Source organism: Sutterella wadsworthensis, assembly GCF_003315195.1.
In the GTDB taxonomy this organism is placed as follows: domain Bacteria; phylum Pseudomonadota; class Gammaproteobacteria; order Burkholderiales; family Burkholderiaceae_F; genus Sutterella; species Sutterella wadsworthensis.
On the sequence record NZ_QNRV01000021.1, the window covers coordinates 1 to 15173 of the forward strand.

Below are 15173 nucleotides of genomic sequence, written 5' to 3' on the forward strand. Positions count from 1 at the left end.
CCTCCTCGACTCTGCCGAGTTGCTAGTCCTTCCCGCGACCGGGCGGACAGTGGACTTTCACCACACAATCACACGTGCGCTGCCGGGCGCACAAATAGAAAAAGCTCAGACGACCGAAATCATCTGAGCTTCTAAATTCTGGTGCCGGAGAAGAGATTCGAACTCCCGACCTTCGCATTACGAATGCGCTGCTCTACCAGCTGAGCTACACCGGCATCTCTCGATCACCAAAACTTGTACAGCCTCGGGATCGGAGGAGTGCAATTATGCAGAACACCTTACATGCGGACAAGCATTACTAACAATCTGTTTCAATTTGATGGTAAGCATGTAAATCATACAGTAATCCCATTTCAAGATGCCGCCTCGCAGTAAATGCGTCTCACATCTTCAATTTACAATAAGAAGTTCTAGTCATATATTTCTGCCGGTGTTTCTCTGTGTCTACGCCCTCACTCTTTACTGTTGAACTGCCGCTTCCGGACGATACAGACCGTCTGGGCGCTGCTTTGGCAGACGTGCTTATTGCTTTGCGGCCGCAGATTGACGCGGCTGAGTCAGGATTGGCCATGCGTCTGGAGGGCGATCTTGGTGCGGGCAAGACAAGTTTGGTCCGCGCGATGCTTCGCCGACTCGGATGGACGGGTGCAGTCAAAAGCCCGACCTTTACGCTGCTGGAAACTTATGAAGCAGGCGGACTCAAAGTCAATCACTTTGATTTTTACCGCTTTGAAACAGCCGAAGAATTCGAAGATGCGGGGTTTGCCGACCTTTATGCAGCGGGAGCTGTCTGCGCCTCCGAATGGAGCAGCAAAGCCGCTCCGTTTGTACCTGCGGCCGACCTGACCGTGTCACTGGCCGTCGAAGGTTACGGACGCGCTGTACAGGTCGAAGCCCATTCGAACCTTGGACACGAAATTCTCCGCCGTTGGGAGGCGCAATGGAACGGCGCCGTCTGATTGCGGGCGCTGCCGGCGCACTGCTCTTTTCGCTCGCCCCATGCCAGATCGCGTGGGGCGCGAAACTCGTCAACGTTCGCATGTGGCCTGCGGCGGAATATACCCGCGTGACCATTGAAACTGACGAACCGCTCAAATACAAGCACTTCTTCGTCCGTTCAGCCAAACCCCTAAGACTCGTCATTGACATTGAAGGACTCGCGCTGACCGAGCGCATTAAAAAGCTCATCGCTGCGGTCAACCCTGATGATCCTTATATTCAATCGATGCGCATCGGTCAGTACAAGCCGGGCGTTGTGCGTCTGGCTATGGATCTCAAAACGGACGTAAAGCCCGAAGTGTTCCTGCTGAAGCCCTTCGCCGACTACCAATACCGTCTGGTCTTTGACATTTATCCTGCGCATCCTAAGGATGAGGTCGGCAAAATTCTCGCCGGTGAAGCCGACCCAAATGAAGATCCGCTCCTCTCTGCGATGGGCGGACTTTCCTCGGACGCGAACGAGCCCGATCCGTTGGCTGACATTCTTGCTGGTCTGAATACTCCCCGAGAAAATGCAAAGCTGCCGGTTAAGCCTGCCGACAAGACGCCTTCACCAAAAGAGCCTGTCCGCTCAGCAGCTGCGAAACCATCAGACTCAAAATCGACATCGTCTTCTGCAAAGAAGACTGGGGCCGCCAAAAGTTCCAACGTCATTACCATCGTTGTCGACCCCGGTCACGGCGGGGAGGATCCCGGTGCAATCGGTCGACGCCGCACTCGTGAAAAGGATGTCGTACTCGCCATTGCACGCCGCCTCGTGAAGCTCATCGGTGCGGAACCCGGCATGAAAGCGGTAATGACGCGCAATTCCGACCACTTTGTGAGTCTGGGCGGACGTGTCGCCATTGCTCGCCGAGTAAAAGCACACCTGCTCGTAAGCATTCATGCCGACGCTTGGGTCAAAAGCAATGTACGCGGCTCGAGCGTTTTTGCACTGAGTCAGAAAGGAGCCACATCCGCTGCCGCCCGCTGGCTCGCGAAAAATCAGAACGAATCCGATCTGATCGGCGGCGTCAACATCGCCACCGTCAACAAACAAGTGGCGACCGTGCTTGTCGACATGACTTCCACGTGGACCATCGGCTACAGCCTGGGGCTTGGCGCTGCAGTGCTCGATGAGCTGCGAAGCATCAATCGGCTCCACAAGGGCAAAGTCGAACAAGCGGGCTTCGCGGTGCTTAAAGGGCAAGGCATCCCCTCCATTTTGGTAGAAACCGCCTTTATCTCTAACCCGACGGAAGAGCAGCTGCTTAAAAACGCCAATCATCAGCAAAAACTTGCTCAGGCAATTCTCACCGGCATCAAAAAGCAGCTTGCAGCCGACAAGACATTGGTTGAGCAAGGCTAAAACAGACTGCATACTTGCGCTCCAAGGCGCCTCGACCGACGCGCTCGCGGCCATTACAATGCGGGGCATATCTTCAAAATGAGGCGCCCGTACGCGCTGCAGGACACCCAGCTGTCCTTGGCGCAGTTCGCGAAATCTGCTTGATTTCGCTCGAGCTGCTCAGCATCGGACGTGCGCCGTCTTTTCTCTCCGGAGTTTCTTCCAATGGCACTTGTTTCTCTGCGTCAGCTGCTTGACCATGCTGCTGAAAACGGCTACGGCATTCCTGCCTTCAACGTGAACAACCTCGAGCAGGTTCAGGCCATCATGGCCGCAGCGAGCTCCGTCGGCGCTCCCGTGATCATGCAGGCTTCGGCCGGTGCCCGCAAATATGCCGGCGAAGCATTCCTGCGTCACTTGATTGAAGCCGCAGTCGAAGCCTATCCGGACGTTCCCGTCTGCATGCATCAGGACCATGGTCAGAGCCCGGCGGTCTGCATGGGCGCCATCCGTTCCGGTTTCACTTCAGTGATGATGGACGGCTCGCTCATGAGCGACGGCAAGACCATCTCCACCTACGAATACAATCTGGAAACCACCCGCCGCGTGGTCGAAATGGCTCACTCCATCGGCGTTTCCGTCGAAGGTGAACTCGGCTGCCTCGGCTCGCTTGAAACGATGAAGGGCGACAAAGAGGACGGCCACGGCACCGATGCCAAGATGACCCGCGAGCAGCTCCTGACCGATCCGGATCAGGCCGCTGAATTTGCCCGCGAAACGCAGCTCGATGCGCTCGCTATCGCCATTGGCACCTCGCACGGCGCATATAAGTTCACGCGTCGCCCCACCGGCGAGATCCTTTCCATCGACCGTGTGAAGGAAATTCATGCGCGTCTGCCCAACACCCACCTCGTGATGCACGGCTCCTCCTCTGTCCCGCAGGAATACCTCGCTGAAATCCGCGAGTTCGGCGGCGACATGCGCGAAACCTACGGCGTACCGGTTGAAGAAATTCAGAAAGCGATCAAACACGGCGTACGCAAAGTCAACGTCGACACGGATATCCGTCTCGCCATGACTGCTGCCATCCGTCGTTATCTCGTTGAGAATCCCTCAGGCTTTGATCCGCGTGCTTACCTCAAAGCCGCCCGCAAGGCTGCTGAAAACCTCTGCCGCGAACGCTATCTGGCTTTCGGCTGCGAGGGGCAGGGCGCCAAGATTAAGCCGATTCCGCTCGAAAAGATCGCCGCGCTTTACGCCGACGGCACGCTTCGTCAGCACGTCCTCTAAGCGGCTGCTGCCGATGTTGTGACGAACTCCTGAGAGGCGCGCAGAAGATCCGCTGTGGATCTTCAGGCGCGCCTTTGTCGTCTTGATGATTCCCTTTTAGGTACCTCTATATGACCGAGCCGCAGCAATCCGCATCCTCCGCCGAGGCCTTGAAAGGCAAACGAGGACTGCGACGCCTCATCAACGCCACAGGCTATTCGATCAAAGGAATCCGCGCGGGTCTTGAGCACGAAGCGGCCTTCCGTGAAGAGTTCCTTCTGGCCGTGATCCTCATCCCCACGGCACTTTTTTTGCCGGTAACCCTGCCAGAAAAAGCGCTTCTCGTCATCTCGGTGCTCCTGCTTTTGCTGGTTGAAATTCTCAATTCGGCCATTGAGGCTGTCGTCGACCGCATCGGCATGGAAATCCATCCGCTCGCCGGCCGTGCCAAAGATATGGGGAGTGCTGCCGTCTTTTTCGCTCTGCTGATTCTTGCGGCTGCCTGGGGACTCATCGCACTTCCTGCACTCTGGGCGCTCTTTTTCTGAGCAGACGCAAAGAAGACTCTGCGATTCACCTGAGTTTTCTTGGAAGTTAGGTGTCTTCAAGCCTTAAAATCCGAGCCAATGTTTTTTCTCTTTTTCGGGAGACTCTTCTCATGTCAGGACTTTCCAAGTCACACATCCCGTCCCTTAAGCAGATTTACAGCGGCAAAGTTCGCGACTGCTACGCCGTCGGCGAAGACAAACTGCTTCTCGTAGCGTCGGACCGCATCTCGGCCTTCGACGTCATTCTCGGCGATCCGATCCCGGGCAAGGGCAAGGTGCTGACTGCGCTGACGAACTTCTGGTTTGAGAAGCTCAAGGACGTCATCCCCAATCACCTCACCGGCATCGCCCCGGAATCCGTGGTGAAGCCCGAAGAGGTTGATCAGGTAAAAGGCCGTGCCGTCGTCAGCAAGCGCCTGAAACCCATTCTTATTGAATGTGTTGCCCGCGGCTACATCATCGGCGGCGGCTGGAAAGATTATCTCGCCACCGGTAAGGTCTGCGGCGTGGAGCTCCCCGCCGGACTCAAACAGGCGCAGAAACTCCCTGAACCCATCTTCACGCCGGCCGCAAAGGCCGAGCTCGGCACTCACGACGAAAACATTCCTTATGAACGCGTCGTTGAAATGTACGGCGAGAAGGTCGCATCAACCATCCGCAACGCCACGCTCGAACTCTATAAGCGTGCCGCCGAATACGCGCTCACGCGCGGCATCATCATCGCCGACACGAAATTCGAGTTCGGTCTTGACGATGACGGCAACGTACTCTTGATGGACGAAGTGCTTACACCGGACTCAAGCCGCTTCTGGCCGGCGGATTCTTACGAAGTCGGCACTTCACCCAAGAGCTTTGACAAGCAGTACATTCGCGACTGGCTTGAAACGCAGCCCTGGAACAAGACCCCGCCGGCTCCGAAGCTCCCTGAAGAAGTCATCGAAAAGACGGCCGACAAGTACCGCGAAGCACTCCGCCGCCTGACGGGCACCGACATCGAACCGTAACGGCATGCGACCCTTCGGAGCATGCTCCAAAGGGTCTCCCGCATTGCGCGCAGCCGGCAACAGAGACTCTTCGAGAGGACTTTTAATTCCTCGGAGGCCTCCGGCCGGCTGCTTTGTTTTTATTTTCACAGCGTTTTCAACTTCAAGAAATGGCAGATATAAACGAATGCGCCGAATGTTCGGCCAAGACTGAGCAACCCCTCGTCGGGATCCTGATGGGCAGCAATTCCGACTGGGAAGTGATGAAAAACGCCGCACAGATGCTTAAAGACTTCGGCGTGCCGTTTGAAGCCCGCGTCGTAAGTGCACACCGCATGCCTGACGAAATGTTTGATTACGCAGAAAAAGCTGCTGAACGCGGCATTCGCGTGATCATCGCGGGCGCCGGCGGCGCTGCGCATCTGCCCGGCATGCTCGCCGCCAAATGCACGCTCCCTGTCTGCGGCGTTCCTGTCCCGTCAAAATATCTCCGCGGTGTCGACAGTCTCCATTCGATCGTACAGATGCCTAAGGGCGTTCCGGTCGCTACCTTCGCTATCGGCGAAGCAGGCGCCACCAATGCTGCGCTTTACGCTGTGCAGATTCTGGCGCTCAACAATCCCGAACTGTCGAGCCGTCTCGCCGATTTCCGTGTCGCGCAGAATGCAAAAGCCCGCGCCATGACGCTCCCTGTCGACGAACTCGCCTGAGGCGCTGTGATGAGTGAAATGAAAACGCTTCTCCCCGGCGCCACGCTCGGCCTTTTGGGCGGCGGTCAGCTCGGCCGCATGTTCTCGCAAGCCGCTGCCCGTATGGGCTATCACGTTGCCGTGCTCGAACCGGGCAAAAATTCGCCTGCGGGTGAAGTGTCGCTGAAGCAGATCACCCGCAGCTACGACGATGCGGAGGGCCTCCAGACGCTCGCTCAGTGCGCTCAGGCTGTGACGACAGAATTCGAGAATGTACCGGCTAAGAGCCTTGCTGCGCTCGCTGCCCTCGGTCTCCCGACGGCGCCGCATGCAGACGCTGTTGCGGCCACACAGGACCGCAATGTCGAGAAGTCCTTCATTGAGCGTGCAGGCGTGCCGACCGCTCCGCACCAAGCGGTTAAGCGCATTGAAGACATTGAGTCGCTCTCTGATGACCTCTTCCCCGGCATTCTCAAGACAGCCCGCCTCGGCTATGACGGAAAGGGACAGGCTCGAGTGCACAGCAAAGCTGAAGCCAAAACTGCTTGGGAATCCTTCGGCCGCGTCGACTGCGTGCTCGAAAAGATGCTCGCGCTCAAAACGGAGGTCTCGGTCATCATCTGCCGCAATGCCGCTGGTGACACAGCGGTTTTTCCGGTCTGCGAAAACCATCATCGCTCAGGCATTCTGGCCTACACCGTCATGCCCGCGCGCATTTCGGCTGAGCTTGCCTCTCGAGCGCAGGAATACGCAGAAAAAATAGCGCATGCCCTCGACTACGTGGGCGTGCTCTGCGTTGAGCTTTTCGTCCTTGATGGCGACAAACTCATTGCCAACGAGCTCGCCCCGCGTCCGCACAATTCAGGACACGCCACGATCGAAGCCTGCAGCACGAGCCAATACGAGCAGCAGGTTCGCGCAATGGCTGGACTGCCCTTAGGCGACACCACGCAAATTGCACCGGCAGTCATGCTCAATATTCTCGGCGACCTGTGGTTCGATGCCGACGATCAACCGACGACGCCGCCCTGGACTGAACTCCTCAAAATGCCCGGCGTGAAGCTTCATCTTTACGGCAAAGCACAAGCTCGCCGCGCCCGCAAGATGGGGCACGTTACAGTGCTCGGCACCAATCAGGCTCAAGCACTTTCGCGTGCGCATGATGCCGCTAAGCTCCTCGGACTTCCCTTTGCAGATGAATTGTCCGCCAAGGAGGCACTGTGACCGCATTCGAGATGCCGACAGCCAAAACGCAGTCAGCTGCGCCGGTAAAGCCGGTCGATATGGCTGCTATTGCTCGGGCCGCAGCGATTTTGGAAGCCGGCGGGCTCGTCGCCATGCCCACCGAAACCGTCTACGGCCTGGCTGCTGATGCGGATCAGGAGGCGGCCGTGACCGCCACCTATCGTGCCAAGGGGCGTCCGCTCAACCATCCGCTGATCGTCCATGTGGCCAGCGCCGACGACATTCCCTGGTGGGCCGAAATCACGCCGGAAGCCCAAAAGCTTGCCGACCGTTACTGGCCGGGGCCGCTCACGATGGTGCTTAAAAAGAAGCCTCGCTGCGGCAGCTGGGTAACCGGAGGTCAAGACACTGTGGCGCTGCGATGCCCGTCTCACCCCTGGGCGCACGCGCTGCTTGCAGCCTACGGCGGTCCGAAGCACCGCGGTCTCACGGCGCCTTCGGCCAACTCGTTCGGCCGCATCAGCCCGTCGACAGCTCAGCATGTACGTGAAGACCTGGGCGAAAAACCCGCCGGCAAGCTCGATCTGATTCTGGACGGCGGTCCTTGTGAATTCGGCATTGAGTCGACAATGATCAATCTCTCGGGCAGTCGTCCGGAAATTCTCCGGCACGGCGTTATCACTCGTGCGATGCTCGAAGAGGTGCTCGATTGTCCTGTTCCAGATGCTGGCGCAGATGCGCCGCGTGCTTCGGGCAGACTCAAGAGTCACTACGCGCCCAAAACGCGCGCCGAGCTGCTCCCTGCGGCACGGCTCCCAGAGCGTGCGGCCGAACTTGCGAGTGAAGGCATTGTGCTTGCTGTGATGGGCCCGCAGATGCTTCGAGCTCTGCTCCCCGCAAATGCAGAGCTTGCTGCTTTCGTTGAAGCGCCAGACGATGTTTTGTCCTACGGCGCTTCCCTCTACGAAGCACTCCATGAACTTGACCACGCCTTTGAGGGCAATGACTGCACCCGCGGACGTATCCTCATTGCAGCGCCTGCGGATACCCCTGAATGGGCCGCGGTCAACGACCGGCTTAAGCGTGCAACGGCCTGAAGCCGGCGCAGCGACCTCACGGCCGGACCATTCAGCTTGACGAAAGCTCTGGCAAACATTTCTAAGACTTGCCGAACATCCTGCCGGCGGATAATCTGCCGGCAGTTTTTCTTTTTCGGATTAGTTCATCATGATCGACATTTACGGCATTCCGAACTGCGGTTCCGTTAAAAAGGCCTTGCAGTGGGCACGCGAGAACGGCGTGGACTTCGTCTTTCACAACTTCAAGACTGAAGCGCCTTCAGTCGAATTGATCGATAAATGGATGGACGAAATTGGCGCAGCACGCCTGCTGAATCGCTCGAGTCAGACGTGGAAATCTCTCGACCCGTCTGTGCGGACGGCTGCGGCTGAAAATCCGGCAGCGATTAAGCAGCTCCTTGCCACTTCGCCGCTTCTTATTAAACGTCCCGTCATCGTTTGGACAGATGGACAAGCCACCTGCGGCGTTGACGAACCTGAATGGAACCGCCGCATGGAGACAGACAAGTGATTCCAAAAGCACTTGTCGGCCAGTCCGCCCTGCTGCCTTTTTTAGCACTCATTGCTGCTACGGGCTTTTGGGGGAGCTCCTTCATCACCGTAGCGCGCACGCTTGAATCGACTGACCCTTTCACATTGGTCTTTCTGCGCTTTGGCGTCGGTGCACTCCTCGTCGCCTTGTGGCTTCGCGGCCGGATCTTTCGCATTCCGCTTGAAACGTGGAAGATGGGGGCCGTCTGTGCGGTGGTGATTTACGCTTCCTACCTGTTCAACCACATCGGATTGATGACAATTCTGAGCTCCACCTCAGGATTTCTCACGGCCCTTTATGTGCCGATTACGCCCTTTCTGTTTTGGGCGATTGCCGGTCGGCGGCCGGAATTGTGCGCCTTCGCGGGGGCTGCAGTAGCTTTCAGCGGGTTAGTGCTCCTTGCGGATCCTTTCAATTTAGAGTTTTCATCGAGCTGGGGCGAATGGACGACAATTTTCTCCGCCTTTTTGTCAGCGCTTGAAATTATCCTGATGGGACGCTTTGCACCGCGCTGCAAGGCCCCTGAAATCGCCTTTGTTCAGATTGCGCTCGTTGCACTTTTTGCGCTCGCCGGGACCGCGGTGGCGCACTTTTGTGCGCCTGCTGTCGGCTGGACGCTCACCCCCACCGCACTTGACCTCAATCTCGTCTTCGGCGTCGTCTGGCTCGCCGTCATTTTGACCTGTGCACAGCTTCTTCTGGCTTGGGCGCAAAAATACGTGCCGCCCGCACAGGCTGCGGTGATCTTTGCACTTGAAAGCATCTTCGCCGCCGTGATCGGCTGGTTCGCGGGAGAACGACTGGGACTCCTCGGCCTCACGGGCGGCCTGTGCATCGTTCTGGGCATCCTCATCACAGAGTATCCGCGCATTATGGGGAAATCGAGGTGAGTTCCAATCGTCCCATCGGCATTCTCGATTCTGGCTTCGGCGGCCTTTCAGTCGCCCGCGCCATTCGCGCTGCGATCCCGAATGAAGACCTCGTTTTTGTTGCCGACTGCGCTTATGCACCCTACGGCGACAATTCAAGCGAATACATTCAAGCGCGGCTCGAGCACGTCGTCTCATTTCTTCTCGCGCAGCAGGTCAAAGCACTGGTTTTTGCCTGCAATACAGCTACAGCCGTAGGTATCCGTGCATTTCGGGCACGTCTGTCCATGCCCATCATTGGGATTGAACCTGCCGTATTCCCTGCGCTGCGGCACACCAGAACCGGTCACATTGGCGTTCTAGCCACCTGCCGCACAATCGAGAGCCAGAAATATGCCGATGTCAGGCATCGTGCCATCGAATGGGCGGAAGTCTCTCGTCCTATGCCAGTGACTGTCTGGGATGTGCCTTGCCCCGGTCTGATGGAATGCGTCGAACGAGGCGACTTCGACTCCGCGAACGTGCATGAACTGCTCGTCCGCTATGTCGATCCGCTCACGGCCCACAATGTCGACGAGATCGTACTCGGCTGCACTCACTATCCCTTCCTCGCGCACGCCATTGCCAAGCACGCACCGAAAGCGACGCTCATCGATCCGGCACCCGCTGTCGCTCAGCAGCTCGAGCGCCGACTGGCGGCGCTCGATCTTGCCACACCCCAAACTGCTCCCGGCACTGAGCGCTTCTTTGCCTCAGGCGCTGACGCCGCCAGAGAGGCGGTGCTTCGCACACTCTGGTCTGATCCTCGTGTCCGTTTGTACGAAATGGACTAAAGGAGCCGCTTCAGGCGCGGATCTGGAGAAATTCCGACTCACTCTCAACCACATAAGGAGCAAGAGCTTCGCGGATTTCGGCAGGGATACTCCAAGAGACAAACTGATCGTCTGAAGTGAGCTTCACGCAGACGGAAGTTTCAACGCAGCGCAGGCGCTCCTCGGCTTCATCCTTCAGCACGAAGGCAAAACGGATCGACTTATCGCCGATTTTTTCCACCCACACCTGACCCATGAGACGATCACTCGGACGAGAGGGTTTGGTGAACTGCGTCTTGACGCTCACCACTGGGAAACCCACACCGTAGCGGCGGATTTCAATAAAACCCACGCCCGCCACGTCTTCCAAGAAATCCTCCATCAGTTCATTGATCAGCACAAAGTACTGCGGATGAAAAACAATCCCCGCAGGATCGCAGTTGCTGAAGTGGACTCGAATCGGTTTTTCAAAGACTTTGTGAGCCATGATTTGGCATTCCTGTGCGTTATTGAGATAAAAAGAATGAATTACGGGATGGAACGAAGCACTGCTCGAACCGGGCTTGCCTCTACGCCTTCGAGCGGCAGCGGCAAGGCAATCAATTCATAGCTGCCAGCCATTACGGCGGAAAGATCGAGATTTTCCATCACGGTCAAACCGCGGCTGAGTGCAATGCGGTGCGCAAGGAGCTCCTCACTGTCTGCAGGATCAATGCTCGGCACGTCAACCCCCACAAGCTCCACACCTTCGGCCAAAAATGCTTCAACACATTCGGGCGACAGCGCTCGAAAATCACTGCTCCATACCGGCGGCTGCGACCGGCGTGTTTTTATCAGTACTCTGCTCGGCAATGCTTTGCCGCCCATCAGCGCTTTGACTGCAGCAATGGTCTGCGGCCGCACGAGTTCACTCGGTGCCGCTTCGGGTTCCAGCTCCGTGAGATCAATGACAAGGCAGGGACCCACAAACCGTTCCAGCGGCAGCGATGCGGCGTCTCCTGTCCCAGGAAAGAGATGCGCAGGCGCATCAACGTGCGCTCCGCAGTGCGCCGAAAAGCTCACCGCAGAAACATCCGCCGGATCTCCTGCGGCAACAGAAGCCGTCAACCGCACGACAAACGGCGGATCTCCCGGATAAACCGGCGTGCGAACGCCCATTTTGGGCGTGATGTCGATAAGGCTTTGTTTCATAGTGCACACTCTTGCCCGGAAAAGCATGGATCGGAGCAATGTTTAGACAGTGCTGGATTTTGCAACTTTGCGTCACCGCGAAGACTCAAAACCGGCAGGCAGGTTCATCATTCTACGGTTAGCTACGAAGGCTTTAGCCTCCATTATTTGCAGAATTCTTGAAGCGCTTTCGGCGCCTTCATGAATGCTTTGAAAAAGGATCATCAACAATCATGCTTGCAGACGAATTTGCCCAAACCATCTCCGAGCGCCGCTCGGTGGGTCCGAAGCAGCAGACTCATAACGCACCGTCTGATGACGTGTTTGTGCGCGCCGCACGCGCCGCACGCTCTGCGCCTTCCCACAACCCCTTCTTTCCGTGCCGTTTTGTAAAGGTGGTTTCGCGTGAAAAACTCGCGGACGTTTTCGAATCGGCGCTGCCCCCAGAAGCCGATCAGGTGCTTCGCGACCGAGCCCGCAGCAAGGCACTCAAGGGTGCCGCCTGCATCGTCATCATCGGTCCGAAACCCACGCCCGATACGCCTGTCATTATGGACATGGAAAACCTGATGACCGCGGGCGGCGCTTTGACCAACTTCCTTAACGTTCTTTGGGCCGAAGGGGTTGCCGCCAAAACACTTACCTCGCGTGAAATAAAGGATCCTCAGGGACTCTTTGACCCGAAGACGGAGCGTCTCCTCGGCTTCATTCTCTGCGGCCTGCCTCAGGAGCCGATGCAGCCGCGCGATCCGGAGCCCTCTATTCTCTCGGAGTGGTAATTGGACCGGCACGGACCGTGAGGTCGCAGCTTCATCGCACCACCGGACGGTCCGCCTCCAGAATGCGGTCAGCGATTTCGGCAATGCCGCGCACCGTTTTGGGTGCGCATCCTTCGGCCTTGTTGTTGACCGCTAAAAAACTATCCTGTCCTGAACGCGCTGCCTTGACGAGCAGTGAAGCAATCAAGGCACGCGTGGCCGGATCGGCAGCATGAATAGCATCAAAAGGCGCCCAACTCTGTTTTGCAGTGTCATAGAACTGATGTGCCGCGAGCGACCATCTCACGACTAAGGGTCCGGGCAGATGCCAGTCTGCCGCGGCTGCGGGCGCTGCGGAGGAGCCTGATGCCTTCGGCACAAAAACGTCGGATTCGCCGCTTTGCTCCGCTTCAGACTCCCGGAATTCACCCGCCCAGCACCGCAGTGCTTCTGTCTGTCTGCGAATACCGGGCATTGCCGGATGCAGACCAATCACAGGCGACACACCGAGTGTGCGCAGACGCTTCATCATGCGCGGCGTAAAGAGCTCGTAATTGCGAAATTCAGCGGCCAAAAGCAGTCCATCGCCAGGCGCGCGCAGTTCGGCGAGAAAAGTCGTAATACGCTCGAAAAGTTTGATTCGAGCTTCCAGCGTCCGCAATTCCGGATGCGGCACCGGGGAAAATTGAAAGACGAGCGGTCCGGCCTTGCGCCCCAGTCCGAGTCTTGCTGGGCCAAGGAATTTATCGACTGCGGCATGAGCATTGAGAAAAAGCGGATTGGTGCCCGTGGGACGACCGCGGTCGTCTCGTTCGTAGGGATCTGTCACTTCCCGCGGCGCCTTCACGATAAAGCGAAAGTCCTCGGGCACCTGCGCAGCATAGTGGGCAAAATGCGCGGTCGTCAGTGCACGGTAAAAATTGCGGTCCAACCCTACCGTGCGCAGCAACGGATTTTTCGAATAAGCGGTCAGCCCATTCTCGGCCAATCCCGTCAAGCCGCTTCCACGACTCCAGATGATTCCGCGCCATCCCGGAAAATTCCAGGTGGAGGTGCCGAGCCGCATCGTTCGCGGCAGACGCGCAGCAAGATCGCGCAGCGCGCCGTCCGGCGGCTGCGGTGCAATGGGCGCCTCTGCCGGCGGACCATCATCAAAAAGCGCATCGAGCGGCTCCATATTCGTCACGGTCAACCTCTGCCGTTGTTTCTGTATCTGTGAGCATGCACCAGATTGCTGCGCTTTGCATCCTCTGACCTATGGAAAATCAACATGGCGAGCATTTGACACCACCGCGTAAAATATACGCAGGATTGCTTATTAACTTCCGGATATAAGTCTCATGCCCAACCCTCTGCCATCAGACCAACGCCGCTTTGCGGCTGAATCTCCTTTTGACGCCGCTTTCGGATACGGGTCTGCCCCGATATCTACGCCGACGTCGGAGGGACGGCATGACAGCAGTCAAACAGCGGGGCGAGCCGCCGATGAGGACGGACTTCAGCCTGCAGATACTCCGGCAGAACTCACTGGTCCGGTTTGGGTCGTTGACGATGATGATGTTCGCGAATCACTCACCTTCGCTCTGCAGCCGCGCTTTGAAGCCGCCTCCTATCCTACGCTGGAAGCTTTCCTTACTCAGGCCGATCTCATGCAGCCTGGGTGCCTTGTCATCGCTGACCGCTTCGCCGGTCTCAATGAGTCGTCGCTTGACGAATTTAATGTGCAGCATGAACTGGAGCTTCGACGCAGTCCGGTGACCGTGGTGTTTCTCTCATCCCTTGCAAATATTCGCGCGGCCGTTCGTGCGCTCCGACAAGGTGCTGTGAGTTTTCTGGAGAAACCCGTCGACCCCGAAGAATTGGGCGACGCCGTTGCCGAAGGACTTGAGCGCGCCTTACGGCGAGCACAGCGCAATCGGCTTGCCGAACGCTTCGAGTCACTCTCCAAACGTGAACGGCAGATTTTTGTGCTGATCTGCCGCGGGCTTAAAAATGGCGACATCGCCGCTTTGCTCGAACTTTCGCAGCGTACCGTTGAAGTTCACCGTGCGCACATCAGCCGAAAACTCGGCGATGCAGCCCCTATTCGATTGCTTTACGAGCTCATTCTTGCCGAAGGCGAAACACTCTTCAACGTCTCCTTCGACGGCATTCGACCTGAAGGACTCGCCAAGGTCTTCGCCGCAACGAAGTAGCCTGTTGCGGAATAAACAACGAAAATAAAAACGGCCGCTGACAGTTCATTCAAGTACTGCAGGCGGCCGTTTATTTCAACGGACTGCGTGAAGCAAGCCCCTCAATCGACGATCGGATTATTGGCAGCAGGGCGCTGCATTCATCGGACCGCGCGGACCGGGACCGCGGTCGGCATCAAAACCGCCCTTATGGTACGGGCCACGATCCATCATGCGTGCACCATGATGGAATTCCATGCCTTCGAGCACATACTTCTGTTCGGGTGAAAGCACATTGAGCAGATCTGCACGCGCTTGGGCAGATTTCGCAAGCAGGTCCGCACGAACCTTAGCGCGATCAGCGCGAAGCTGCAGACGTGTTTGTACATCAACGGCGAGCTTCTTATCGTCGGTCTTGGCGATCGGTGTACGTTCAGCATCGCGAGCAGCCGTATAGGCCTTCCAAGCCGCCTCCTGTTCGGGCTTGATTGTCAGCATACGGGCAATCGCATCCCAGCGTGCCGCGCGAACTGCCGGATCGACCTGACGGGACGGCTTATTGAAGCGCGGGCCATCCGCTCGCGGACCATCCGCAGCAATCGGGCATTGAGCCTCTGGAACGCCGGCACCAGGGCAATTGCCGTTATGCCAGGGGGAGGCCATCGCCGCCGTACCGACGCAGAGGGCGCCCAGGGCAGCCAGCGAAGAAATGATCTTGGTGCTCTTATTCATTTGCGATCCTTCGCCGGCACTGTTGGCCGGCGCGTCTTTGTGAGTTT

17 protein-coding genes and 1 tRNA gene are annotated in these 15173 nt (G+C 57.5%); 13 read left to right on the forward strand and 5 right to left on the reverse strand.

What is annotated here, in order from left to right:
* Nucleotides 1–139 precede the first annotated feature (139 nt).
* Nucleotides 140–215: transfer RNA gene (locus DES29_RS08635), tRNA-Thr, on the reverse strand.
* A 225-nt stretch (nt 216–440) separates the two neighbouring features.
* Here DES29_RS08635 and tsaE point away from each other — a divergent pair.
* The 11 genes from tsaE to murI all read left to right on the forward strand — a co-directional run bounded on the left by tsaE (nt 441) and on the right by murI (nt 10313).
* Nucleotides 441–959 (forward strand): tRNA (adenosine(37)-N6)-threonylcarbamoyltransferase complex ATPase subunit type 1 TsaE, encoded by a 519-nt coding sequence (tsaE, locus tag DES29_RS08640; protein ID WP_021995025.1) that lies wholly within the window; start codon nt 441–443, stop codon nt 957–959.
* On the forward strand, nt 941–2347 hold the full coding sequence (locus DES29_RS08645; RefSeq protein WP_113854766.1) for an N-acetylmuramoyl-L-alanine amidase: 1407 nt from the start codon (nt 941–943) through the stop codon (nt 2345–2347). The genes tsaE and DES29_RS08645 overlap by 19 nt, the downstream gene beginning before the upstream one ends.
* Nucleotides 2348–2551: 204 nt before the next feature.
* Complete coding sequence (gene fba, locus DES29_RS08650) at nt 2552–3616, forward strand: class II fructose-bisphosphate aldolase (RefSeq protein ID WP_005432158.1); 1065 nt, start codon at nt 2552–2554, stop codon at nt 3614–3616.
* A 110-nt stretch (nt 3617–3726) separates the two neighbouring features.
* On the forward strand, nt 3727–4143 hold the full coding sequence (locus DES29_RS08655; RefSeq protein WP_005432157.1) for a diacylglycerol kinase: 417 nt from the start codon (nt 3727–3729) through the stop codon (nt 4141–4143).
* Nucleotides 4144–4253: 110 nt separating this feature from the next.
* The gene (locus tag DES29_RS08660; RefSeq protein ID WP_005432155.1) at nt 4254–5147 is read left to right on the forward strand and encodes a phosphoribosylaminoimidazolesuccinocarboxamide synthase; all 894 of its coding nucleotides are present in this window, start codon (nt 4254–4256) and stop codon (nt 5145–5147) included.
* Nucleotides 5148–5296: 149 nt separating this feature from the next.
* Nucleotides 5297–5836, forward strand: coding sequence for a 5-(carboxyamino)imidazole ribonucleotide mutase (gene purE / locus DES29_RS08665; RefSeq protein WP_016475106.1), 540 nt, complete (start codon nt 5297–5299; stop codon nt 5834–5836).
* A 9-nt stretch (nt 5837–5845) separates the two neighbouring features.
* On the forward strand, nt 5846–7039 hold the full coding sequence (locus tag DES29_RS08670; RefSeq protein ID WP_005432151.1) for a 5-(carboxyamino)imidazole ribonucleotide synthase: 1194 nt from the start codon (nt 5846–5848) through the stop codon (nt 7037–7039).
* A gap of 11 nt (nt 7040–7050) precedes the next feature.
* Entirely contained in the window at nt 7051–8097 is a 1047-nt protein-coding gene (locus DES29_RS08675) for an L-threonylcarbamoyladenylate synthase (RefSeq protein WP_038025281.1), read from the forward strand.
* A gap of 130 nt (nt 8098–8227) precedes the next feature.
* Nucleotides 8228–8590 carry an arsenate reductase family protein gene (locus DES29_RS08680; protein ID WP_016475109.1) on the forward strand — a complete coding sequence of 121 codons (363 nt, stop codon included), beginning with the start codon at nt 8228–8230 and terminating at the stop codon, nt 8588–8590.
* On the forward strand, nt 8587–9501 hold the full coding sequence (locus DES29_RS08685; RefSeq protein ID WP_016475110.1) for a DMT family transporter: 915 nt from the start codon (nt 8587–8589) through the stop codon (nt 9499–9501). Before DES29_RS08680 ends, DES29_RS08685 begins: the two co-directional genes overlap by 4 nt.
* Nucleotides 9498–10313, forward strand: a complete 816-nt coding sequence (gene murI / locus DES29_RS08690; protein WP_113854767.1) for a glutamate racemase — start codon at nt 9498–9500, stop codon at nt 10311–10313. The genes DES29_RS08685 and murI overlap by 4 nt, the downstream gene beginning before the upstream one ends.
* Before the next feature lie 10 nt (nt 10314–10323).
* Here murI and DES29_RS08695 read toward each other — a convergent pair whose 3' ends face one another.
* A complete protein-coding gene (locus DES29_RS08695; RefSeq protein ID WP_005432128.1) occupies nt 10324–10779 on the reverse strand; it encodes an acyl-CoA thioesterase in 456 nt (151 codons plus the stop codon).
* A gap of 41 nt (nt 10780–10820) precedes the next feature.
* Nucleotides 10821–11483, reverse strand: a complete 663-nt coding sequence (locus tag DES29_RS08700) for a cyclase family protein (RefSeq protein WP_005432126.1) — start codon at nt 11481–11483, stop codon at nt 10821–10823.
* 212 nt (nt 11484–11695) lie between these two features.
* Between DES29_RS08700 and DES29_RS08705 the strand changes: the two genes are divergently transcribed.
* Nucleotides 11696–12241, forward strand: a complete 546-nt coding sequence (locus DES29_RS08705; RefSeq protein ID WP_016475112.1) for a nitroreductase family protein — start codon at nt 11696–11698, stop codon at nt 12239–12241.
* Nucleotides 12242–12272: 31 nt separating this feature from the next.
* On the opposite strand, the gene DES29_RS08710 is transcribed toward DES29_RS08705, so the two are convergent.
* A complete protein-coding gene (locus DES29_RS08710) occupies nt 12273–13397 on the reverse strand; it encodes a DUF72 domain-containing protein (protein WP_038025244.1) in 1125 nt (374 codons plus the stop codon).
* Between the two features lie 163 nt (nt 13398–13560).
* Here DES29_RS08710 and DES29_RS08715 point away from each other — a divergent pair, with 163 nt between their 5' ends.
* Entirely contained in the window at nt 13561–14415 is an 855-nt protein-coding gene (locus DES29_RS08715; RefSeq protein WP_016475114.1) for a response regulator transcription factor, read from the forward strand.
* Between the two features lie 117 nt (nt 14416–14532).
* On the opposite strand, the gene DES29_RS08720 is transcribed toward DES29_RS08715, so the two are convergent.
* Nucleotides 14533–15126 carry a Spy/CpxP family protein refolding chaperone gene (locus DES29_RS08720; RefSeq protein ID WP_005432119.1) on the reverse strand — a complete coding sequence of 198 codons (594 nt, stop codon included), beginning with the start codon at nt 15124–15126 and terminating at the stop codon, nt 14533–14535.
* Between the last annotated feature and the right edge of the window lie 47 nt (nt 15127–15173).